General features: G+C 71.8%; 21 protein-coding genes and 1 pseudogene. 11 read left to right on the forward strand and 11 right to left on the reverse strand.

The annotated features are described in order from the left end of the window. Positions 1 to 301: 301 nt before the first annotated feature. The 4 genes from ACFVQ0_RS25705 to ACFVQ0_RS25720 all read right to left on the reverse strand — a co-directional run bounded on the left by ACFVQ0_RS25705 (position 302) and on the right by ACFVQ0_RS25720 (position 4269). Entirely contained in the window at positions 302 to 1213 is a 912-nt protein-coding gene (locus ACFVQ0_RS25705) for a hypothetical protein (protein ID WP_390091559.1), read from the reverse strand. A gap of 420 nt (positions 1214 to 1633) precedes the next feature. Further along, positions 1634 to 2266, reverse strand: a complete 633-nt coding sequence (locus tag ACFVQ0_RS25710) for a hypothetical protein (RefSeq protein ID WP_390091560.1) — start codon at positions 2264 to 2266, stop codon at positions 1634 to 1636. A gap of 206 nt (positions 2267 to 2472) precedes the next feature. Continuing rightward, a complete protein-coding gene (locus ACFVQ0_RS25715) occupies positions 2473 to 3393 on the reverse strand; it encodes a hypothetical protein (RefSeq protein ID WP_390091561.1) in 921 nt (306 codons plus the stop codon). A 48-nt stretch (positions 3394 to 3441) separates the two neighbouring features. After that, positions 3442 to 4269 carry a helix-turn-helix transcriptional regulator gene (locus ACFVQ0_RS25720; protein WP_390091562.1) on the reverse strand — a complete coding sequence of 276 codons (828 nt, stop codon included), beginning with the start codon at positions 4267 to 4269 and terminating at the stop codon, positions 3442 to 3444. A 167-nt stretch (positions 4270 to 4436) separates the two neighbouring features. Between ACFVQ0_RS25720 and ACFVQ0_RS25725 the strand changes: the two genes are divergently transcribed. Next, positions 4437 to 5216: an SDR family NAD(P)-dependent oxidoreductase gene (locus ACFVQ0_RS25725; RefSeq protein ID WP_390091563.1), complete on the forward strand. Its 780-nt coding sequence runs from the start codon at positions 4437 to 4439 to the stop codon at positions 5214 to 5216. A gap of 37 nt (positions 5217 to 5253) precedes the next feature. Here the strand turns inward: ACFVQ0_RS25725 and ACFVQ0_RS25730 are convergent, their stop codons facing one another. From ACFVQ0_RS25730 to ACFVQ0_RS25740, 3 genes and pseudogenes are all read right to left on the reverse strand, one after another. Next, complete coding sequence (locus tag ACFVQ0_RS25730; RefSeq protein WP_390091564.1) at positions 5254 to 6168, reverse strand: GNAT family N-acetyltransferase; 915 nt, start codon at positions 6166 to 6168, stop codon at positions 5254 to 5256. A 70-nt stretch (positions 6169 to 6238) separates the two neighbouring features. Further along, positions 6239 to 7321: a PLP-dependent cysteine synthase family protein gene (locus ACFVQ0_RS25735; RefSeq protein ID WP_390091565.1), complete on the reverse strand. Its 1083-nt coding sequence runs from the start codon at positions 7319 to 7321 to the stop codon at positions 6239 to 6241. 126 nt (positions 7322 to 7447) lie between these two features. Beyond that, positions 7448 to 7831 (reverse strand): annotated as a pseudogene (locus ACFVQ0_RS25740) (winged helix-turn-helix transcriptional regulator); the annotation flags it as partial. Positions 7832 to 7929: 98 nt separating this feature from the next. On the opposite strand from ACFVQ0_RS25740, the gene ACFVQ0_RS25745 reads away from it, so the two are divergent. The 3 genes from ACFVQ0_RS25745 to gap all read left to right on the forward strand — a co-directional run bounded on the left by ACFVQ0_RS25745 (position 7930) and on the right by gap (position 10974). Next, a complete protein-coding gene (locus tag ACFVQ0_RS25745) occupies positions 7930 to 8871 on the forward strand; it encodes an alpha/beta fold hydrolase (protein ID WP_390091566.1) in 942 nt (313 codons plus the stop codon). Between the two features lie 43 nt (positions 8872 to 8914). Beyond that, positions 8915 to 9871: a GlxA family transcriptional regulator gene (locus ACFVQ0_RS25750; RefSeq protein ID WP_390091567.1), complete on the forward strand. Its 957-nt coding sequence runs from the start codon at positions 8915 to 8917 to the stop codon at positions 9869 to 9871. 104 nt (positions 9872 to 9975) lie between these two features. After that, entirely contained in the window at positions 9976 to 10974 is a 999-nt protein-coding gene (gene gap / locus ACFVQ0_RS25755) for a type I glyceraldehyde-3-phosphate dehydrogenase (RefSeq protein ID WP_390091568.1), read from the forward strand. Positions 10975 to 11046: 72 nt separating this feature from the next. Here gap and ACFVQ0_RS25760 read toward each other — a convergent pair whose 3' ends face one another. Beyond that, the gene (locus ACFVQ0_RS25760) at positions 11047 to 11448 is read right to left on the reverse strand and encodes a DUF5997 family protein (RefSeq protein WP_390091569.1); all 402 of its coding nucleotides are present in this window, start codon (positions 11446 to 11448) and stop codon (positions 11047 to 11049) included. 58 nt (positions 11449 to 11506) lie between these two features. Between ACFVQ0_RS25760 and ACFVQ0_RS25765 the strand changes: the two genes are divergently transcribed. The 5 genes from ACFVQ0_RS25765 (at position 11507) to ACFVQ0_RS25785 (ending at position 16854) form a co-directional block, all read left to right on the forward strand. Continuing rightward, positions 11507 to 12310, forward strand: coding sequence for a LysR family substrate-binding domain-containing protein (locus ACFVQ0_RS25765; RefSeq protein WP_390091570.1), 804 nt, complete (start codon positions 11507 to 11509; stop codon positions 12308 to 12310). A 39-nt stretch (positions 12311 to 12349) separates the two neighbouring features. Then, the gene (locus ACFVQ0_RS25770; protein ID WP_390091571.1) at positions 12350 to 12862 is read left to right on the forward strand and encodes a DinB family protein; all 513 of its coding nucleotides are present in this window, start codon (positions 12350 to 12352) and stop codon (positions 12860 to 12862) included. A 140-nt stretch (positions 12863 to 13002) separates the two neighbouring features. Beyond that, a complete protein-coding gene (locus ACFVQ0_RS25775) occupies positions 13003 to 13500 on the forward strand; it encodes a peptidylprolyl isomerase (protein ID WP_390091572.1) in 498 nt (165 codons plus the stop codon). Positions 13501 to 13644: 144 nt separating this feature from the next. After that, positions 13645 to 14388 (forward strand): Clp protease N-terminal domain-containing protein, encoded by a 744-nt coding sequence (locus ACFVQ0_RS25780; protein ID WP_390091573.1) that lies wholly within the window; start codon positions 13645 to 13647, stop codon positions 14386 to 14388. Positions 14389 to 14613: 225 nt separating this feature from the next. Next, entirely contained in the window at positions 14614 to 16854 is a 2241-nt protein-coding gene (locus ACFVQ0_RS25785) for an MMPL family transporter (protein ID WP_390091574.1), read from the forward strand. Between the two features lie 42 nt (positions 16855 to 16896). Here ACFVQ0_RS25785 and ACFVQ0_RS25790 read toward each other — a convergent pair whose 3' ends face one another. The 3 genes from ACFVQ0_RS25790 to ACFVQ0_RS25800 all read right to left on the reverse strand — a co-directional run bounded on the left by ACFVQ0_RS25790 (position 16897) and on the right by ACFVQ0_RS25800 (position 19431). Then, a complete protein-coding gene (locus ACFVQ0_RS25790; protein ID WP_311306692.1) occupies positions 16897 to 17472 on the reverse strand; it encodes a histidine phosphatase family protein in 576 nt (191 codons plus the stop codon). Between the two features lie 61 nt (positions 17473 to 17533). Next, on the reverse strand, positions 17534 to 17965 hold the full coding sequence (locus ACFVQ0_RS25795) for a GNAT family N-acetyltransferase (protein WP_390091575.1): 432 nt from the start codon (positions 17963 to 17965) through the stop codon (positions 17534 to 17536). Then, positions 17962 to 19431 carry a PLP-dependent aminotransferase family protein gene (locus tag ACFVQ0_RS25800; protein ID WP_390091576.1) on the reverse strand — a complete coding sequence of 490 codons (1470 nt, stop codon included), beginning with the start codon at positions 19429 to 19431 and terminating at the stop codon, positions 17962 to 17964. Before ACFVQ0_RS25800 ends, ACFVQ0_RS25795 begins: the two co-directional genes overlap by 4 nt. Between ACFVQ0_RS25800 and ACFVQ0_RS25805 the strand changes: the two genes are divergently transcribed. Further along, entirely contained in the window at positions 19430 to 20410 is a 981-nt protein-coding gene (locus tag ACFVQ0_RS25805; RefSeq protein ID WP_390091577.1) for a DMT family transporter, read from the forward strand. The two genes, ACFVQ0_RS25800 and ACFVQ0_RS25805, sit on opposite strands and share 2 nt — an antisense overlap. An 84-nt stretch (positions 20411 to 20494) precedes the next feature. Then, complete coding sequence (locus tag ACFVQ0_RS25810; protein WP_390091578.1) at positions 20495 to 20716, forward strand: DUF1918 domain-containing protein; 222 nt, start codon at positions 20495 to 20497, stop codon at positions 20714 to 20716.

The following is a 20716-nucleotide window of genomic DNA, read 5'->3' on the forward strand; positions in this document are numbered from 1 at the left end:
GGGCGCGGCTTACTCCTTCCGACGTCCCCGGGTCCACAGTCGTCGGACGCGACTGACGTCGGCAGGACCGACTGCCCGACCGACTCCGACGGGCCGGCTGACTCCACCTTGATGCGCTTTACGAGTACTCCGCACGTCGGAGATGGTGACCATCAGACTGGACGAGGACGCGCACGCCGTGGCGGGGTTCAGGACGAATGCCGCGGCGTTCGGGGATCCGTCAGTCGGGAAGGGGGTGGGGCCGCTCCCCTCGTGAAGGGAGCGGCCCGGTGGAGAAGTGTTCGCGACGTGGTCGTCCCAGTCAGCCGCGGGCGAGGTGGATGGCGACCGTCTCGCCGGCGGAGACGGACTGGTCGTAGTCCGGATCGATCGCCGTTGCGCGGGCTTCGACTTCGACGTCACCGCGCTGGAACGGAACGTCGCCCGCCGGGACTGCCTTGGCAGACCATGCGACCGGTGCGCCCGGTACGCAGTTCACGGCGGTGGCGTACGAACCCCGGATGAGCTTCCGCTTCTTCACCTGTGTGATGTCGCCCGAGACGTCGACCCGCACGGGCTTGTTGCAGCTGACCGACCCGTGCAGTGTGGCCTTCCCGTTCAAGGTGCTCGCCGTGCCGTCCAGGGCCACAACGAGACCGAGGTCGAGGGCCGCGGGAGGGGCCGGGTTGTCGATGTGTACCTCACCGCGGGCGGCGGCGACATCTCCCTCGCAGTGCTGCTCGAAGGTCGCATCGAGCGTCTTGACGTAGCCCAGCGGGCCGAACTCGACCTTTTCGATGGTGAAGGCGCCGGTGAGCGTGTTGCAGCCGCGGCCGTTTCCGTCCAGCGACAGCCCCGGTTCGGATGGCTCATTGAACGGGTGACGGGTCGCACCCGCGTAGGTCCCGGGAGCCAGAGCACTGCCTGAGGGCGCGGCGAGGTTCAGGGACCACCAGTCACCGTTGGCGCCGTCGACGGACAACGACACCACGCTGTTGTCGGCGTTCGCGTAGACGTTCAGGCGGTCCTCTGAAGCCGTGTCGTAGGCGTAGGACTGTCCGAGGCTTATGTAATCTCCTTCGTCCCCGCTGAAGCCGAAGGTTCCCTCGGACGCCGGCGCCGCATGTGCCTCTCCGACCGGCAGCAGCCCGGTCGAGCCGGTGGCGAGGGCCGCGGCGAGCGCGACGACGGCTGCGGCACGCGACAGGCCGCCTCTGAGCACGCGGAATTCCATGTGGTTCCCCCCTTGGGTATCTGCAGAACCGTCGGGTGATCGGCCCGATGGCGAGGTGAGTCTCGCAAAGTCTGCTTAGAACATCAACTAGGTTTTTAGTAGCGGTAGTTGTGCTGTCGATTGGCAAACCTCACGGGGTACTACGCATGGCGCCGCCCGGAGTGGCCGCCGGCTCGACGATTCATCAGAAGGACGCAAGTGCTCCGGAGACAGGCTCATCGCCTCGACAACCCAGCATTGCGTGCCGAGTCCGGAGCCATGTTTACGAGGCCGAATCAATGACCTTCACCTCGCGTCGCAGCGGCCGCTCAACGCCCATCGACCCGTGCTGCCCGAGAGCGCCGCACGTCGGGCAACCGACCCCAAAGAGTCATTCTGTTAGGAGTTCTTGAGCCCGGTGCACGGGGCGAACTGACTCACCTATCTCGAAAAGTCGCAATTCAGATGCTGATCGGCGTACTCGGTCAGGAGCTCGCCGAGGGCGGAGCAGTAAGGCGAGACGCCTGGGTTGGTGGGCAGGCACCACATGGTGTTGCGGCGGCTTCGCCACCATTTCTGAGTTTGGAATTCTTGGCCGGCTTCCATGGGGCGCGGGGCGAAGAGGTGCTCACCTTGTGTGATGCGGCTCCATATGAAATTCGAGGCGATGTGCCGCTTGAGGTCGTCGTAGCGGGCGGGGGTGGTAGCCGAAGGCGGGGCCTTGGAGGTGAGCTCGTGCCGGCTCTGCTCGTCGAGATGCCAGTTCTGGAGAGCTTGACGCCGGTGCCTGTAGTCGGGGAGGCGTGACACGTGCTGGTCCAGGTCGGTGGCCAGGGGGTGCAGGGCGGTGTCGAACTCGAACACATCGAGCTTGGGGTGAGCCCATCGGCGGATGGCACCCGTAGCGCTCGACGGGGTGTGGATGCCGAGGAAGTCCACGGCTTGGTCGAGAGAGCCGCCCGTGGCCATGTGTGCGAGGCGGACCGAGGCTGTGCACCGCAGGAGCCGCGGGCTGAAGCCGTCACCTTTCTGAAAGTAGTGATCGGCCCATGCCTCGGGCAGGAACGCGGGCACGTGCTCGGGGAGCGAATCCAGCGTGTTGGGCGCGAGACCGGCGAGTGGATGTGCCGCCGCTGATGGCGTGGGTGAGCGGGGCGACAACTTGATCGAACCTCGGCGCGCAGATTCCCCAAAACCGCGCCGGCTGCACACCTCGATCGCTACGCTGCCCGCCAAACATCGCGCACAACCCGCCAAGCGCAATGCAAGGTCTCACGGGCTCAGTTCCTGCGGTCGATCTTCTTCTCCCGCATCAGCTCCCGCAGTTCCTGGTCGGACAGCGGGTGCAGCGTGTCCAGCAGACGGCGCAGCCCGGGTTCGTCCAGGGTCTGGCTGCTGACCTCGGCCTCCGCGCCCGGGAGGCGGCGGGTGAGGCTGATGGTGCTGCCGCCGGGGAAGGTGCGGACCGTGCGCATCCCGCCGTGCGCGTCCACCGTGCAGGAATCGCCCTTGCTCACCGGCTCGGGGCACCGGGGCGCGGGGGTGAGTGCCGTTCGCAGGTTGATGTCCACGTACCCCATGCTGTTCCGTCCCTCCGGGCGGTACTCGACTCTGAAGTAGGCGGGGCCCGCCTCGGTGCGGGTCAGCTCCATGCCGGCCGGGGCGGCGGCCAGGTAGAGCAGTTCCGTGTGTTCCCGGTAGCGCGCGATCTCCGCCTCGCGCTGCCGCTCCCGCGACTGCGCGGGGGCGACGAAGCCCCCGTAGCCCACCGCGGCCGCCAGCACGGCCACCGCCCCGACCCGCAGCCACCGGTTCGGCACGAAGAGCGCCGCCGCCACCGCGTAGGGCACGCCCGTCAGTGCGAAGCGGGCGCCGGCGCTCCCGAGATCTACATCACCGGCGTAAGCGGCCAGACCTGCCAGGACTCCGAGCGTGCCCAGGACGAAGACCGCCGCCGCCCAGCCGAACCGTCGTGACGTGGTCTCGCACAGCGGCACCAGGGTGCGCACCGGGACGCCCGTCACGGTCAGCAGGCCCACCGCCAGCGGCACCCCCAGGACGAGGACCGGAACCGCAGCGGCGAACCCGCCGCCCCATGCCGAAGCCAGCAGCGTGAACCCGAGCGCCGGCACCGTGACCGCCATCGCCGCCCAGACCAGGAGAAGATGAAGGGCCGTCAGCATGCGTCTGTCACTCGTCATGCGGCGGATTCTGACAGTCGGTCCCGCGTCGTACATGAGTTCGCGTACTCAGCTGAGGCTCTGGGTTCCCACGACCGACAGGAAGTCGAGGCGCTCCGCGTCACGGGTACCGGGCTGTGCGGTGTAGACCATGACGCGCAGGCCGCTGCCCGCGACGTTGAGGACGTCGCAGTCGAGGGTGAGAGCACCGACGTGGGGGTGATCGATGATTTTGCGGCCTGCTTCGTGTTCCGCTGCCGTCCCGCTTTCCCACAGTCCGGCGAATTGGGTGCTGTGCGTGCGCAGTCGCTGAATCAGGGATTTCAGCTCGGGGTCGTGGGGGTATTGGCCGCTGGTGCGTTTCAGGTCGGCGGCCAGGAGTTCCCGGAGTTCTCCGTTCGACCGCGGAGTATGGCGCACGCGGGTTCTGGAACTGACGAACGCGCGCCAGGCGGCGTTCAGGTCCTCGCCGTGCCATTCGCCCATGAGGGCCGTGTAGAGGGGGTTGGCGAGGAGCTGGGTCCAGGCCGCGTCGTAGACGGCGACGGGGGTGGTGACGAGCCGGTCGAGGATGCGGTGGATGCCGGGTGTGAGGTGGCGGGGGATGAGGCCGGCGCCCGGCGGCGCCAGTCCTGCCAGGCGGAACAGGTGCTCCCGCTCCCCCGGGGCGAGGCGGAGGGCGCGGGCGAGGGCTTCGACCACCTGGGCGGAGGGGTGAGTGGCTCTTCCCTGTTCGAGGCGGACGATGTAGTCGGCGGAGATGCCCGCGAGCTGGGAGAGCTCTTCCCGGCGCAGGCCGAGGGCGCGTCTACGGCTCGTGGCGGGCAGGCCGACCGATTCCGGGGTGACGCGGTCGCGCCAGGCGCGCAGGGCTCCGCCCAGTTCTGTATGAGCCATGCCGGCCATTGTGGCAACCCGGACCGGCTCTTTCCTGGTACCGCGAGTCCCAGGAAAACGCGTCCACTGTCTGCCGGCCGGAAAGTGCCCCAGGCTGGTGGGACGGCGGAAAGTGCGGCGGCGGAGAGAAATCGTGAGCCGTCGGCCGCGGACAGAAAGGAAACCCCATGAGCAAGCTCGCTCTCGTGACCGGCGCGACCTCCGGTATCGGCAGGGCATTCGCCGAGCGCTTCGCCGCCGACGGCTACGACCTGATCGTCGTCGGCCGCCGCCGGGACCGTCTCGCGGAGTTCGCCTCCGGCCATCGGGGGGTGAACGTGCGCACGGTCGCCGCGGACCTGTCCACGCAGGAGGGCATCGACTCCGTCGCGGAGTACTGCGCCGATGAGCCGCTGGACATGCTGGTCAACAACGCCGGGGTCTCCCACTACATGCCGCTGGCCGAGCTGCCCGCCGACAAGGCCCGCGAGCTGATCAACGTCAAGGTCCTCGCACCCACCCTGCTGATGCGCGCCGCCGTCGGCGGAATGCTGCGGCGCGGTACCGGCACCCTCATCAACGTCGCCGGAATGATCGCGTTCTCCGGACCCGCCGACCCGTCGGTCATGCCGCGCCGCGCCGTGTACGCCGGTACCCTCGCCCACCTGGTGGCCATGACCCAGGCGCTCAGCGCCGAGCTGGCGGGCACGGGGGTCAGGGCCCATGTGGTCTGCCCCGGCGTCGTCGCCACCGAGTTCCACTCCGCCCAGGGCCTGGACATGAGCGCCGTACCCCGCATGAGCGCCGAGGACCTGGTCACCGGCGCGCTGCGCGGGCTGGAGCTCGGTGAGGTCGTCAGCGCCCCCGGCGTCGAGGATCCCGGGCTCCTCCAGGACGTCTTCGCCGCGGACCTGGCGGCCTTCGGCGGCCAGAGCCCGCGGCTGGCCGGCCGGTACCGGAGCAGCTGATCCGGCACCCCGTCTCCCCGGCGGTCTCCGGGCCCCGTCAGGCCGAGGCGCGCGGGAGGCCGGTGGACCGGTACTCCTCCACGATCCGGTAGCCGACGCTCGTGTACAGGTTCATCGCCACCTCGTTGCCGCCCCACACGGTGAACATCAGCACCGAGTCACCGGCCGTGAGCGTCGCCTGTTCGCCGGCCGCCATCGCGGCCCGGCCGTATCCCTTGCCCCGGTACCGCTCCTCGATGTGGAGCGAGTAGCCGTACGTGACGCCCGGGAGGTGCCCGTGCTTCAGCCAGCCGGTGCCGATCGGCTCACCCGCCACCTCAAGGACCAGGAGCGTGGTCGCGGGGGTCGCCAGGCCTTCGGGGAGCAGCTTGGCGAAGTCGTCGTCGGACTTGCGTGCGGCGTCCTCGGGGCTCTTGGCCCCCGAGCGGACGATGTCCTCGACGTACGCGAGCTTCTCGGCGGCCAGCCACTCGGGGTACTCGTCCGGCGTCATCGGCCGCGCGGTGACGCCGTCGACCGGTTCCGGCGGGGAGTCGACGCGTCGCGCCCTGAGCTGGCCCCGGACCCCGTACCCGTCGAACAGCCCGCCGGCCGGCTCGGTGATCCGGATGTCCGCCCGGACGGCGCCGCGCTCCGCGCACCATGCCTCCGCCCAGTCCCGGGCGGCTTCCTCGTACCCCTGGCCGGCGTGGTCCGCCTCGACGCGGAGGTCGCCTATCTGCCCCGTGGGCACCCCGTTCTCGTCCTCCACCGACACCGCGACATAACCCACCCGGGTCCCCGCATCGGTGATCGCGGCGACGGTCCAGCCGCCGGACCTGCCGCGCGTCTCCTCGACCGTGCGCCGCGTCGCGGCGTCACCGAGCCCGGCGGCCAGCAGTGAGGCGGTCAGCCGCCGCTCGAAGTCGTTCTGCCAATCCCCGTTGTCAGCAAGGGCGTTGAATTCTGTCACCCGGTCACATTACGGGACGGCCCACCGTCACGGCCGGGCAGCGGGACGGTCGGTCCGGCCGCCGCGGCCGTCATCCGTCCGCCCAGTGCCCGGTGCGGGCGAACCGCTCGATGGCGGCCTCGTACGGCGTCGGGTCGAGTCCCCGCTCCCGCGCCCACGCCGGGTCGAGGTGGGTGCTCCGGTAGGGTCCGGCGCCGTCCCCGACGAGCGTGACGACGCTCCCCCGTATCCCCGCCTCGCGCATCCGTGCCACGAGGTGGCAGGTCCCCCAGAGGTTGGTGCCCGTCGACGGTCCGGCCTCGATCCCGGCGGCCGTCCTCAGCCACCGGACCGCCGCGAGGGACGCCGCGTCCGGTACCGGGATCATCAGGTCGATCAGAGCCGGCCGGAACCCGGGCTCGGTACGGGGGCGGCCGATGCCCGGGATCCGGGAGGGCATCCCCGTGGCGTAGTCGGCGCACCCGCTCGCCCACGCGGGGAAGTAGGCGGAGTTCTCCGGGTCGACCACGGCCAGCCGGGTCGGATGGCCGTCGCGCCGCAGGTGGCGTCCGATCACCGCCGAGGTCGCCCCCGTACCGGCACCGGTGACGATCCACTCCGGGACCGGGTGCGGCTCCCCGCCCAGCCGGTCGAAGATCTCGTCGGCGACCGTCGGCCCACCGCATCCGGCGACCGCCCGCTCCGCATCGGTGAAGTGGTCGAGGAAGTGGCCGCCGAGCCGCTCGGCCAGCGCCCGCGCCTCCGTCTGGGCGGCGGCAGGCGGCTGTTCACCCCGCTGCCAGCGGCCGCCTTCCGCCGCGATGGCGGCCAGGACCTCCGGAGCGGTTTTCGCCGGCACGACGGTGGTGAACTCCAGCCCCAGCAGCCTCGCGAACCGGGCGCCGGCGACGGCGACCGCCCCGCTCGTGGCCGCGATCACCGGCGTGTCCGCCGTCAGGGCGCCACTGGCGACCGCCTCGCAGAACATGGCGCGCACCAGGCGGTACTTCATGCTGCCGGTGGGATGCGCGGACTCGTCCTTCAGGTAGATGTCGACGCCCGGGACGCCGGGCAGCGAAAGTGCGCGCAGGGGCGTCGGCAGCAGGTGCGAACCGTCCTCCCGAACCCGCCGGATCGCTTCTGCGGCCCATGCGTTGGGGTGTCGCTCGGTCATGGCGGGACCCTACGGCGTTCGGCGCACGGCCGGAACACTCCCGTCGACCGCGTCCGCGTCTCCACCGCGCCGCGGAGTCGCCGTGCCGGGAGCGGCCGTGTGCTCCGGCTCCGGGGCGCCCGTCCGGCTCTCCCGGTTGGCCCGGTCGATCTCGGCCATGTGCTCCTCCGCCCAGGCGCGCACCATGGCCAGCGGTCCCTCCAGGGAGAGGCCGAGCGGGGTGAGGCGGTAGTGGACGCGCGGCGGCACCGTCGGCTCCACCCGGCGCTCGGCCAGACCGTCGTGGGTCAGCCCCTGGAGGGTGGTGGACAGCATCTTCTGCGAGACACCGGGCATCCTGCGCCGCAGTTCCGCGAAGCGCACTTCGCCGGGGGACGCCTCCGCCAGCACCTTGACGGCCATCGACATCCACTTCGTGCCGATCCGGTCGAGCAGGCCGCGCGTCGGGCACTCCGGATCGAACAGGTCCCCGCGCCCGCCCTGCGGGGGCCGTCGCGCCTTGGAGGTCACCTGGAGCTCACCACCTGAGGCGGAAGTGCCGTCTTGGCACCCCCGTAGTAGTTACCTATCGTTTTGTAGTCACCAATAGTAACCGCTGCGATGCGGCCATGAGCCGCATCGCCCGAGCCGATCCGGAGCCCACCGTGCCCGTCCCGTCGAGCCCCCTCCCTCACCACCACAGGCCCCGCGCCGAGCTCCGGCAGGTCACGGCCAACGGCATCGAGATCAACGTGGCCGTCGCGGGAAGCGGACCGGCCGTCCTCCTGCTGCACGGCTTCCCGCACACCTGGCGGCTGTGGACCCACGTCATGGACGGGCTGTCGGACCGGTTCCGGGTCATCGCACCGGATCTACGGGGGTTCGGGGCGAGCACCCGGGCCGTGGACGGCTACGACGCGGGCACGCTCGCGGCGGACGCCGAGGCCCTGCTCCACGCGCTGGGGGAGAGTTCCGCCGCGGTCGTCGCCATCGACGCGGGCACGCCGCCGGCCTTCCTGCTGGCCATGCGCCGCCCCGGTCTCGTCCGGCAGCTGGTGGTCATGGAGTCGCTGCTGGGCACGCTTCCGGGCGCCGAGGAATTCCTCGCCCAGGGGCCGCCCTGGTGGTTCGGTTTCCACCGCGAGCCCGGTCTCGCGGAATCCGTGCTCAGCGGGAACGAGGACCGGTACATCGGCTGGTTCCTCGACGAGGGCACGCTCGGGCAGGGCGTGGAGCCCGCCGTGCGCGCGGCCTTCCGCGACGCCTTCAGCGGAAGCGAGGCCCTGCGGTGCGCCTTCTCGTACTACCGCGCGCTGCCGTCGAGCGCCGGGCAGATCCTGGACGCCACCCGCAGGGGCCGGCTGACCGTGCCCACCATGGCCATCGGCGCCCGGCCCGTCGGCAGGGCGCTCGAACAGCAGCTGCGGCCGGTGGCCGACCGGCTGGTCGGCCGGATCGTCGAGGACTGCGGGCACATCATTCCGCTGCACCGGCCGGACGAGCTGCTGCGGCTGCTGGATCCGTTCCTCAGCGGCTCGGCCGGGGCGCCCGCGGCCCCGACGCGTCGCTGAGCCGCCGGGGCCTGTACGGGTCCGCCGCGTACCCTCGTCTCCCATGCCAGCCCCCCGCCTGCACCACGTCGCGGTGCTCGTCCTCGACGGCGCGAAGCCACTCGACGTCGGCATTCCCGCCCAGGTGTTCACGACCCGCGCGAGCATGCCGTACGAGGTGCGGGTATGCGGTGCGGCGCCCGGTCTCGTGGCCGGCGGCGACGGCCTCTCGTACTACGTCACCCACGGGCTCGACGCGCTCGACTGGGCCGACATCGTCTTCGTGCCCGGCTACCGGCTCCCCGACCGTGACGATCCGCCGCAGCCGGTCATCGACGCGCTGATCGCCGCCCACGACCGGGGCGCGCGCCTCGCCGCCATCTCGACCGGGGCGTTCGCGCTCGCCGCCACCGGCCTCCTCGACGGCCGCCGCGCCACGACGCACTGGCACTACACGCGGGCGCTCGCCGCGAAGTACCCGCACGTCCGGGTCGACGAGAACGTCCTGTTCGTCGACGAGGGCGGGGTGCTGACCTCTGCGGGCGCCGCCTCCGGCATCGACCTCTGCCTGCACGTGCTGCGCGGCGACCTCGGGGTGGCCGCGTCCAACCACGCGGCCCGGCGCCTGGTCGCGGCCCCCTACCGCAGCGGCGGCCAGGCCCAGTACGTGCCGCGCAGTGTGCCCGAGCCGCTCGGCGAACGGTTCGCCGCCACCCGTGAGTGGGCGCTGCACCGGCTGGGCGAACCCCTCACCCTCGACGTGCTGGCCCGGCACGCGGCGGTGTCGCCCCGGACGTTCTCGCGGCGGTTCACGGAGGACACCGGGTACACCCCGATGCAGTGGGTCATGCGCGCCCGGATCGATGTGGCCCGCGAGCTGCTGGAACGTTCCGAGCGGGGCGTGGAGCAGATCGCGGCCGATGTCGGGCTCGGCACCGGCGCCAATCTGCGGCTGCACTTCCAGCGCATCCTCGGCACCACTCCGAGCGAGTACCGGCGCACCTTCGCCCAGGGCGAATAGCCCGCGCGGGGCGTGGCGGGATCCTTACGGACCATGGCGATCACGCCGCTGTCGGAGGGGTGTGGCGAGCGTGATGCTGGAAGCGAGGAGAAAGGGACTCTCACATGACTCGCATTGCCATCAACGGATTCGGCCGCATCGGACGCAACGTGCTGCGCGCGCTGCTGGAACGCGAGAGCGATCTCGAAGTCGTCGCGGTCAACGACCTCGCGGAGCCCGCCGCGCTGGCCCGGCTGCTCGCCTTCGACAGCACCGCCGGCCGGCTCGGACGTCCGGTGAGCGTGGACGGGGACACCCTCGTCGTCGACGGCCGCCGCATCAAGGTGCTCGCCGAGCGCGAACCGGGACAGCTGCCGTGGACCGAGCTGGGCGTCGACATCGCGCTGGAGGCGACCGGCCGCTTCACCTCCGCCAAGGCCGCCCGCGCGCACCTCGACGCGGGTGCGAAGCGGGTGCTGGTCGCGGCGCCGTCGGACGGCGCGGACGTCACGCTCGCCTACGGCGTCAACAGCGAGGCGTACGACCCGGCCCTGCACACCGTCGTCTCGAACGCCTCGTGCACCACCAACGCCCTCGCGCCGCTGGCCGCCGTGCTCGACGAGCTCGCGGGCATCGAACACGCCTTCATGACGACGGTGCACGCCTACACGCAGGAGCAGAACCTCCAGGACGGCCCGCACCGCGACGCCCGCCGTGCCCGCGCCGCCGGGATCAACATCGTGCCGACGACGACGGGCGCCGCCAAGGCGATCGGCCTGGTGCTGCCCAACCTCGACGGCAAGCTGTCGGGCGACTCGATCCGCGTACCGGTTCCGGTGGGCTCGATCGTCGAGCTGAACACCACCGTGGCCCGCGATGTGACGCGCGAGGAGGTGCTGGAGGCGTACCGGGCGGCGGCGCGGGGGCCGCTGGCGGGAGTGCTCGAATACTCGGAGGACGCGCTGGTGTCGTCCGACATCACGGGCAACCCGGCCTCGTCGATCTTCGACTCCGCCCTCACCCGGGTGGAGGGCCGCCACATCAAGGTGTCCGCCTGGTACGACAACGAGTGGGGCTTCTCGAACCGCGTGATCGACACGCTGACGCTGCTCGCCACTCGCTGAGCGCGGGGGCGGGGCCGGGGGCGGTTTCTGCCGCCCCCCGCCGGTACCCCGTGACGGCGGAGGCGGCCGGTGTCAGGACCGGTCCTGCTCCTTGCCGCTGCGCTCCGCGTTCCGCTCCTTGATGCGGACCGTCTCCTTGCGGACCTCGGCCTGGGTGGCGCGCTCCTTGCGCAGCCACCCGGGGTCGTCCTGCTTCAGGGCCTCGATCTGCTCCGTGGTGAGCGCTTCCGTGACGCCACCGCGCGCGAGACCGGAGATGGAGACGCCGAGCTTGGCGGCGACCACCGGCCGGGGGTGCGGGCCATCGCGTCGCAGGTCCCGCAGCCACTCGGGCGGCTCTGACTGGAGGGCCGCCAGCTCGGCGCGCGAGACGACACCCTCCTGGAACTCGGCGGGTGTGGCTTCGAGGTACACACCCAGTTTCTTCGCCGCGGTCGCGGGCTTCATTGTCTGGGTGGTCTGGTGCGACGTCATGGGGTCAAGAGTATCGAGCGTGTGCGCTACCGCTGACCACGACCGGTAACCTGGCGGGGTGACAGGCTCGGAAGCAACCCCCTCGTTCCGGCTCGCGTACGTCCCCGGGGTGACCCCCACCAAGTGGGTGCGGATCTGGAACGAGCGCCTGCCCGACGTCCCCCTCTCCCTCGTCGCGGTCCCCGCGGCGGAGGCCTCCGCCCTGCTGCTCGACAGCGGCGCCGACGCGGGTTTCGTACGGCTGCCGGTGGACCGGGCGGACCTCAGCGCGATCCCCCTCTACACCGAGGCGACCGTGGTCGTGATCCCCAAGGACCACGTGGTGGCGGCGGTGGACGAGATCTCCGTCGAGGATCTGGCCGACGAGATCGTGCTGCACCCGCTGGACGACGTCCTCGGCTGGGAGCGGCTGCCCGGACAGCCCGCGATCGAGCGTCCCGCCACGACGGCGGACGCGATCGAGCTGGTGGCGGCCGGGGTGGGCGTCCTCGCCGTCCCGCAGTCGCTGGCCCGTCTGCACCACCGCAAGGACCTGACGTACCGGCCGCTCTCCGGCGCTCCCGAGTCGCGCATCGCGCTGTCGTGGCCGGAGGAGCGGACCACCGATCTGGTGGACGACTTCATCGGGATCGTCCGGGGCCGGACGGTGAACAGCACCAGGGGCCGAGGGAGGCCGCCCGCGGAGAAGCCGAAGCGCAAGGCTCCGGAGACCGGTGGCGCCCGGCGCAAGCCCGCGGCCGGTGCGGGAACGGGGAAGGGCGCCCGGGGCGGTTCCGGTGGCGCGAAGGGGGCCAAGGGCGGCTCCCGGGGCGCGAAGGGCGCTGCGGGCGCCAAGCGCGGAAAGCCCCGCAAGCGGCCGTAACGCGCCGGTTGTCAGACCCGGCTGGCACGATCGGTGATCATGACGCACACCGAACGCGCGATGCCGCCCCTGAACGCCGACGAACGCACCAATCTGGAGAGCTGGCTCGACTTCTACCGGGCCACCGTGGCCCTGAAATGCGAGGGCCTGGCCGACGAGCAGGTCCGGCAGGACGCTGTTCCGCCGTCGTCGCTGTCGCTGCTGGGACTGGTCCAGCACCTGACCGAGGTCGAGCGGAACTGGTTCCGCCGGGTGCTCGCCGCGGAGGACGCCCCGCCCACGCACCCCGCACCGGCCGGTTCCGGTGGGCACGACGGCGGTTTCGAGGTCTCCGCCGACGCCTCCTTCGCACAGACCCTTGATGCCTGGCGGGACGAGGTCGCCCTGTCCCGCGCCAACTGCGCGGCGCGGGCGCTGGAGGACACCGTCGCGTTCATGGGCGGCGAGGTGAGCCTGCGGTGGATCTACACGCACATGATCGGTGAGTACGCCCGCCACAGCGGCCACGCCGACCTGCTGCGCGAGCGGATCGACGGCAGTACCGGGGTCTGACCGCGAGGGCCGGGCACGGGCCGGGGACCGGCGTCGCGGGCGCCGCGCGCGTGGACCACATGCGCCCGGCCGTCACCCGTGAGCGGGCTTTGGCCGCGCCCGCCCGTCGGGGCCGCTCGGCCGGATGTCAGGATGGTTCCATGACGAGCAAGGTTTACTTCGACATCACCATCAACGACGAGCCCGCCGGGCGGATCGTCTTCAACCTGTACGACGAGGTCGTTCCCAAGACCGCGGAGAACTTCCGCCAGCTGGCGACCGGCGAGCACGGCTTCGGCTACAAGGGTTCGTCCTTCCACCGGGTCATCCCCGAGTTCATGCTCCAGGGCGGCGACTTCACCCGGGGCGACGGCACCGGCGGCAAGAGCATCTACGGCGCGAAGTTCGACGACGAGAACTTCAAGCTGGCGCACACCAAGCCCGGTCTGCTCTCCATGGCGAACAGCGGCCCGAACTCGAACGGTTCGCAGTTCTTCATCACGACCATCGTGACCTCGTGGCTGGACGGCAAGCACGTGGTGTTCGGCGAGGTCGCCGACCAGGAGAGCATGGACCTGGTCACCAAGATCGAGGGTCTCGGCTCGCAGAGCGGCCGGACCAAGGCGAAGGTCACCATCGCGGACTCCGGGGTCCTCTGATCCCGACCCGCAGGCTGAACAGCTGACCGGACGCGCCGGCCGACGAACACCGTCGGCCGGCGCGTTCGTCGTATCCGGGACTCACCACACCCGACTGTCAACGGAAGGTTGACACCCTCTCCACTGTCAACCTAAGGTTGACACATGACGAAACCACTCGGCCCCACGCGTCCGGTCCGCCTCGACGACCTCATCGAAGCCATCAAGAAGGTCCACCCCGACGCCCTGGACCAGCTCCAGGACGCCGTCATCGCCGCCGACCACCTCGGCGACGTCGCAGACCACCTGATCGGCCACTTCGTGGACCAGGCCCGGCGCTCCGGTGCCTCCTGGACGGAGATCGGCAAGAGCATGGGGGTCACCCGGCAGGCGGCGCAGAAGCGGTTCGTCGCCAAGAACCCCGGCGAATCGACCGACCTCGACCCCAGCCAGGGCTTCGGCCGCTTCACCGCCCGCGCCAAGAACGTCGTGATGGCCTCCCAGAACGAGGCGCGCGCCGCGGGCAACAGCGAGATCGGCACCGAGCACCTCGTACTCGGGCTGCTCAGCGAGCCGGAAGCGCTCGCGGCGGCGTTCATCAAGGCCCAGGTGGTCACCCTGGACACCGTCCGCCAGGCCGCGACGGCCGCGCTCCCGGCGGCCTCGGAGGAGGAGCTGCCCGAGCTCCTGCCCTACAACGCCGACGCCCGCAAGGCGCTCGAACTCACCTTCCGCGAGGCGCTGCGGCTGGGGCACAACTACATCGGGACCGAGCACATCCTGCTGGCCCTGCTGGAGCACGAGGACGGCGCGGGACTGCTGACCGGCCTCGGTATCGACAAGGCGACCACGGAGGCGGCCGTCATCGAGGCGCTCACGCTCATCGTCGCCGCACAGGAAAAGGACTGACGGTCTGGGCCCGGTCCGCCACGGCTGACCGTCGGGAACGGGCCGGACCGGGCGGCACGTACCGGCCGTGCGGCGGAACGGCCGGCTCCGCCGCACGTGTCGCGGCACCGGCTCCTCACCCCGCCATCTACGTTCTCGAATTGGACACAGGGGACACGGCGCGTTGGACACGGGGTACGCGGCGCGCCCCGGCCGAACGGCCCGTCCCTTCCTCCGGGAGAACGCATGGCCCCGCCCAGCAGCAGCACGTACGCGGCACCGGCGAAACCGAGCGGGGGGTGGCTGTCGCGGCTGGGTGAATGGTGCGCCCGCCACTTCGTCGTGGTGATCATCGCCTGGCTGGTCGCACTCGGCGCTCTGCACGCCCTCCAGAGCGCGTTCGGGGGGACGTACTCGGACGACTTCAACCTGCCGGGCACCCAGTCGAACACCGGGGCCGAGCTGCTGAAGGCGCACGATCCCGCCGCGGGGGGCACGGGTGCCCAGGTGGTCATGCACGACGCCCGTCAGCCCCTGACCGACGACGGGAGCCAGATCGACCAGGTGGTGGGCAGCCTGCAGAAGCTGCCGCACGTACTGTCCGCCCAGAACCCACTGCCGTCATCGCCCTCGGCGACGTCGACATCGCTGTCCAAGGACGGCAAAACGGGGTACATCACCGTGCGGTTCGACGTGAACCCGACCTCGCTGGGCGACAGCTACCTCCACCAGGTCGACACGGCGGTCAAACCGCTGCGCACCGCCGGGGTCGAGGTCGAGTACGGCGGACCGCTGGGCGAGCTCGCCAGGCCCGAGACCAAGGACCTGACGAGCGAGGCCATCGGTTTCGGCGTCGCGGTGGTCGTTCTGCTCATCGGGTTCGGCAGCGTCATCGCCGCCGGTGTCCCGCTGGTGACCGCGCTCATCGGAGTGGTCGTCGGGCTCAGCGTCCTGTCGCTGGTGGCCGCGGCCACCACGTTCGCGAGCGTCTCCCCCACCCTCGCCACCATGATCGGGCTGGGGGTCGGCATCGACTACGCGCTGTTCCTGATCACCCGCCACCGCCAGCTCGTCATGGACGGCGGCGACCCGGTCCGGGCCGCCGGCCGGGCCGTGGCCACCAGCGGGCGGGCCGTACTGGTCTCCGGCTGCACCGTCATCGTCGCCCTGGCCGGGCTGTACGTGTCCCGGGTGAGCTTCATCGGCAAGCTGGGGGCGGCCGCCGCGGTCACCGTCATCACCGCGGTCATCGGCGCGATCACCCTGGTCCCCGCCCTGCTGGGGCTCATCGGCAGGCGGATCGACCGCTACCGGGTCCGTCCGCCGGTAGCGGAGGGCGGGGCGGCGCCCGGTACCGAGTCGCAGGGCGGCTGGCACCGCTACTCCCGGCGGGTGGAGCGGCGGCCCTGGTGGTTCCTGCTCGCGGGGCTCGTCGTGGTCGGGGTCCTGGCGGTGCCGCTGTTCTCCATCCGCCTCGGGCACATCGACGACGGGGCCGATCCGACGAGCTTCACCGACCGGCGGGCCTTCGACCTCATCTCTGAGGGATTCGGGCCGGGCGCGAACGGCCCCTTCACCCTGGTCGTCGATCAGCGGTCGGTGCCGAGCGCGGACCGTTCGGCCCTGGCGAGCAGCCTGCAGAAGGCCCTCACCGACGTGCCGGGCGCGGCCAGCGTCAGCCCTCTCCAGCCGACGGACGACGGGGCCCTGCTCGTCGGGAACGCCATCTCCAAGGAGGCCCCGCAGGACGCGGGCACGACCACTCTCTTCAACCACCTCAAGGACGACGTGTTGCCGAAGGGGGTGTCCGGCACGGACGCCTCCGCGTACGTGACCGGTACGACCGCCGCCCAGGAGGACTTCCTCGACATCATCGTCAGCCGGCTCCCGCTGATCATCGCCGTCGTGGTCGCGCTGGCCTTCGTCATCATCCTGATCGTGTTCCGCGGGCTGCTGGTCGCGCTGAAGGCCGCCGTCCTCAACCTGCTGTCGATCGCCGCCTCTTACGGGGTGGTGGTGGCGGTCTTCCAGTGGGGCTGGGGCGGGCCGTCGCTGGGCGTGTCGGGGACGGTGCCCATCGAGAGCTACGTACCGATGATGATGTTCGCGATCGTCTTCGGCCTCAGCATGGACTACGAGGTGTTCCTGATCACCCGTGTGCACGAGGCCTGGCTGCGCACCGGGAACAGCAAGGACGCGGTGGCGCACGGGCTGGAGATCACCGCGCGGGTGATCACCTGTGCCGCGCTCATCATGGTCAGCGTGTTCGCCGCCTTCATCCTCAGCGACACCGTGGTGATCAAGATGCTGGGCCTCGGGCTGGCGGTCAGCGTGCTCATCGACGCCACGATCGTCCGGCTGCTGCTGGTGCCCGCCGTGATGACGCTGCTGGGCCGCGGCGCCTGGTGGATTCCCGGATGGCTGGACCGGGTGCTTCCGCACATCGACACGGAGGGCGAGTCCGTCCCGCCGCTGAAGTCGCCGTGACACACCGGAAGACCGGCCCCGGGGAGGCCGGTCCCGACACCCTCAGCGGGCCCCGGTCTCCAGGCAGAGGCTCCAGCGCCGGGGCAGGCCGGTCAGCGTGACGGTGGAGAGCGGGCGGACGTCGACGTTCCAGTACGTCGAGGGCGGCGCCCGCAGCGCGTACACCAGGGCGGCCCGGACGACGGCCGGTTCGGCGACGGCGACGATCAGCCCGTCGCAGGCGGGCCGGGTGTCCAGCCAGCCGCCTATCCGCGAGATGAACGCGAGCAGCGTCTCGCCGCCGTGCGGCGCGGAGCGCGGGTCCGCGAGCCAGGCGTCCACGGCCGCGGGCTCGCGCGCGGTGACGTCGGCGAGGGTGAGTCCGCGCCACCGGCCCATGTCGCAGTCGCGCAGGGCGGGCTGGACCATCGGGGCGAAGCCGAGTGCCTGGCCGGTGGCACGGCTGCGGGCGGTCGGTGAGCAGTAGCGCAGTTCGGCCGCCCCCAGGGGCAGCAGGGCGGGGGCGGCGAACTGCACCTCGTGCCAGCCGGTCTCGTCGAGCGGCCGGTCGTCCTCGAAGCGCTCACCGAGCAGGGAGGAGTTGCGCGCCGCGGCGACGAGTGAGACTCGAACACTCATGGCCGCGATCGTGGAGCCGTTCGCCCCGCAGGTCAAGAGCGCGGCCGGAAGCGCTTCCGGATCAGCCGAGCTTCAGTGACATCCACTTCTCCGGACTGTCCAGCGGCTTGAAACCGACCTTCTCGTACACGCCGTGGGCGTCGTCCGTGGCGAGCACGATCGTCCGGACGCCGACCTCGGCGAGGTGATCGCGCGCCGCCGTGACCATGCTCGCGCCGAGTCCATGGCCGCGGGCTGCGCGATCGACGTACACATCGCAGACCCAGCCGAAGGTGGCGTGATCGGTCACCACCCTGGCGTAGCCGACCTGTTCGCCCGACGCGAGGTCGTAGGCGCCGAAGTTGAGTGAGCCGGCGATGGCCAGATCCTGGCGCTCGCGGGTCCGGCCGAGCGCCCAATAGGCGTCGGTGGAGAGCCAGTTGTGAATCCTGGCCGCGTCCAGCCGGGACGGTTCGGACGATATCTCGTAACGCTGCTGGGGAGTTTCCGTCATCCTCCGAGCGTAGCCTCCGGCGCGCCGAGGGCGCCCTCCCAGGCGGTGCGCAGCCGTCGCACGCCCTCCGCGATCTCGGCCGTCCCGGCGACGGCCGCGTAGCTCAACCGGACGTGGGGCGCCGGTGGTTCGGCGCAGAAGTACGGCCGTCCCGGCGCGACGGCGACGCCGGCCCGCAGGGCGGCGGAGACCATCGCGGACTCGTCGGCGCCGGCCCCGGTGCCGGGCAGGCCCACCCAGAGGCTGCCGCCGCCCGCCGGGATGTGCGGGACCGCGAGCGCGGGCAGTTCACCGCGCAGCGCCGCCGCCATCGCGGTGCGGCGGGTCCGCAGCTCGGCGGAGAGGGAGCGCAGATGGCGGCTCCAGGTCGGGGTGCCGACGAGTTCGAGCGCGGCCTCCTGGATCGGCCGGGGGACGAAGAAACTGTCGACGACCTGGATCGCGCGCAGTCGTTCGAGTACCGGGCCGCGCGCGGCGAGGGCGCCCACCCTGAGGCTGGGCGAGGTCACCTTGGTGAGGGAGCAGACGTGGACGACGACTCCGTCGGGGTCGTCCGCGGCCAGCGGCGGCGGCAGCGGTCCGGCGTCGTCGTGGACGAGCCGGCGGGCGAAGTCGTCCTCGACGACGAACGCCCCCGCCTCCCTGGCGATCCGGACGGCCTCGGCCCGCCTGGCACGGGCGAGGACGGCGCCGGTCGGGTTCTGGAACAGCGGCTGGCAGACGAAGACCCGTGCGCCGGTGGCCTGGAAAGCGGCGGCGAGCAGTTCGGGCCGCACCCCGTCGGTGTCGGCCGGGACGGGGACGGGCCGCAGCCCGGTGGCCCGCGCCACGGCGAGCATGCCCGGGTAGGTGGGCGATTCGACGAGCACCGGGGCGCCGGGCGGGGCGAGCGCCCGCAGCGCGGTGGCCAGCGCGCTCTGGCCCCCGGCGGTGATCAGCACGTCGGCGGCGGTGAGCGCGGGCCCGATCTCGTGGGCGAACCAGGCGCGCAGTTCGGGCAGCCCGTCGGTGGGCGGACGGCCCCAGGCGCCGGGGCGGCGGCCGGCCCGCGCGAGGGCGGCGGCGAGTGCGCGTTCCGGCTGGAGCGAGCTGTGCAGATAGCCGCCGTTGAACTCGACGACGCCGGTGGCCGGGGCCGCCAGGGTGGCCAGCACGCCGGACGCGTCGACGCTGCGGGGTACGGCCTCGGGGCCGCCGTCGCCGCTGAGCGACACCTCCTGCCACGAGGTGTCGCCGGCCGGCGGTGCGGCGCCGCGGGGCTGCGCCCGGAACGCGCCGGAGCCGGGGCGGGTGACGACGAGCCCTTCCGCGGCGAGCTGTGCGATGGCCCGGGAGACGGTCACGGGACTCGCCCGGAAGCGCTCCACCAGGGCACGGCTGGACGGCAGCTTCTCGCCGGGTGAGTAGCGGTTCAGCTCTCTCCGCAGAGAACCCGCCAGATCGGCCACACTGCTACGCTCACGCATGAAAGCAGAGGATAGCGCTACTCCCAGCAGCACGATAGCGGTCGGGCCCACGACGGACAGCGCGGATAGTGCGGACAGCGAGCGCAACGCCGCCGGCGCCCGGCCGGCGGGGCCGCACGGCACGCTGCTCGCCGGGCTCGGCGTGCTCGCCTTCTCCCTGACCTTCCCCTCCACCGCGTGGGGCCTGGAGAGCTTCGGCCCCTGGTCCCTGGTGGCGTTGCGCAGTCTGCTGGCCGCCGCGATCGCGGGCGGCGTGCTCCTCGCGGCCCGGGTGCGGGTGCCGGAGCGCCGGCACTGGGGCGGGCTCGCCGTCGTGGCGGGTGGCGTGGTGGTCGGGTTCCCTCTGCTGACCACGCTGGCCCTGGAGACCTCGACGACCTCGCACGCGGCCGTGGTGGTGGGGCTGCTGCCGCTGACCACGGCGGTGTTCTCCTCGCTGCGGACCGGGTCGCGGCCCTCCCGTACGTTCTGGAGCGCGGCGGTGGCGGGCGCCGGGGTGGTGATCGTCTTCACCGTGCTGCAGAGCGGCGGCACGCTCTCGGCCGGGGACGTCTTCCTGTTCGGCGCCCTGCTGGTGTGCGCGGCCGGGTACACGGAGGGCGGCCGGCTGGCGAAGGTCATGCCGGGCTGGCAGGTGATCGGCTGGGCGCTGATCCTCGCGCTGCCGCTCGCCGTGGCGGGCACCGCGCTCGCGCTGCCGTACGAGCCGGTGCGGCTGACCGCGCACGGGGTGATCGGCGTGGTCTGGGTCGCGGCCTGCTCGACCTTCTTCGGGCTGTACGTCTGGTACCGGGGCATGGCGGAGATCGGGGTGGCGCGGGCCAGCCAGCTCCAGCTCGCGCAGCCGCTGCTGACGCTGGTCTGGTCGTACTTCCTGCTCGGCGAGGAGGTCTCGGCGGCCGCGCCGGTGGCCGCCGTCGCGGTGCTCCTCTGCATCGCGGCGACGCAGCGCGCGGGCGGTGCCGGGCGCGGCCGGTGACCGCCCCCGGCGGATCGTCCCGCCGCGACCGTCCGGACATAGACTTGTCGACATGGACCGCCACCCGTGAGGAGGTCACTCCCGATGGAGGCACACACGGGCGACCGGCTGGTGACGCACGGCAGGACCGTGGGGCAGCAGGACCGGGTCGCAGAGATCGTAGAGGTGCTCGGCGACGGGGGCACTCCCCCGTACCGCGTCCGCTTCGACGACGGACACGAACATCTCCTGGCGCCCGGCCCCGACAGCGTCGTCCGGCACTCCGCCGGCCCCGCCTCCGGGCCCAGGGACGGCGGAGCGCCGTGA

Origin of the sequence: Streptomyces sp. NPDC057900, assembly GCF_042887885.1 — a bacterium.
GTDB lineage: Bacteria > Actinomycetota > Actinomycetes > Streptomycetales > Streptomycetaceae > Streptomyces.

Bases quoted from the DNA above. Each gene is read 5' to 3' on its own strand.
- ACFVQ0_RS25760 (WP_390091569.1), bottom strand. From the start codon at position 11,448: ATGACGTCGCACCAGACCACCCAGACAATGAAGCCCGCGACCGCGGCG.
- ACFVQ0_RS25810 (WP_390091578.1), top strand. From the start codon at position 20,495: ATGGAGGCACACACGGGCGACCGGCTGGTGACGCACGGCAGGACCGTG.
- ACFVQ0_RS25770 (WP_390091571.1), top strand. From the start codon at position 12,350: ATGACGCACACCGAACGCGCGATGCCGCCCCTGAACGCCGACGAACGC.
- ACFVQ0_RS25715 (WP_390091561.1), bottom strand. From the start codon at position 3,393: ATGACGAGTGACAGACGCATGCTGACGGCCCTTCATCTTCTCCTGGTC.
- ACFVQ0_RS25750 (WP_390091567.1), top strand. From the start codon at position 8,915: ATGCCAGCCCCCCGCCTGCACCACGTCGCGGTGCTCGTCCTCGACGGC.
- ACFVQ0_RS25805 (WP_390091577.1), top strand. From the start codon at position 19,430: ATGAAAGCAGAGGATAGCGCTACTCCCAGCAGCACGATAGCGGTCGGG.
- ACFVQ0_RS25705 (WP_390091559.1), bottom strand. From the start codon at position 1,213: ATGGAATTCCGCGTGCTCAGAGGCGGCCTGTCGCGTGCCGCAGCCGTC.
- ACFVQ0_RS25720 (WP_390091562.1), bottom strand. From the start codon at position 4,269: ATGGCTCATACAGAACTGGGCGGAGCCCTGCGCGCCTGGCGCGACCGC.
- ACFVQ0_RS25800 (WP_390091576.1), bottom strand. From the start codon at position 19,431: ATGCGTGAGCGTAGCAGTGTGGCCGATCTGGCGGGTTCTCTGCGGAGA.
- ACFVQ0_RS25725 (WP_390091563.1), top strand. From the start codon at position 4,437: ATGAGCAAGCTCGCTCTCGTGACCGGCGCGACCTCCGGTATCGGCAGG.
- ACFVQ0_RS25775 (WP_390091572.1), top strand. From the start codon at position 13,003: ATGACGAGCAAGGTTTACTTCGACATCACCATCAACGACGAGCCCGCC.
- ACFVQ0_RS25745 (WP_390091566.1), top strand. From the start codon at position 7,930: ATGAGCCGCATCGCCCGAGCCGATCCGGAGCCCACCGTGCCCGTCCCG.
- gap (WP_390091568.1), top strand. From the start codon at position 9,976: ATGACTCGCATTGCCATCAACGGATTCGGCCGCATCGGACGCAACGTG.
- ACFVQ0_RS25735 (WP_390091565.1), bottom strand. From the start codon at position 7,321: ATGACCGAGCGACACCCCAACGCATGGGCCGCAGAAGCGATCCGGCGG.
- ACFVQ0_RS25795 (WP_390091575.1), bottom strand. From the start codon at position 17,965: ATGACGGAAACTCCCCAGCAGCGTTACGAGATATCGTCCGAACCGTCC.
- ACFVQ0_RS25785 (WP_390091574.1), top strand. From the start codon at position 14,614: ATGGCCCCGCCCAGCAGCAGCACGTACGCGGCACCGGCGAAACCGAGC.
- ACFVQ0_RS25790 (WP_311306692.1), bottom strand. From the start codon at position 17,472: ATGAGTGTTCGAGTCTCACTCGTCGCCGCGGCGCGCAACTCCTCCCTG.
- ACFVQ0_RS25780 (WP_390091573.1), top strand. From the start codon at position 13,645: ATGACGAAACCACTCGGCCCCACGCGTCCGGTCCGCCTCGACGACCTC.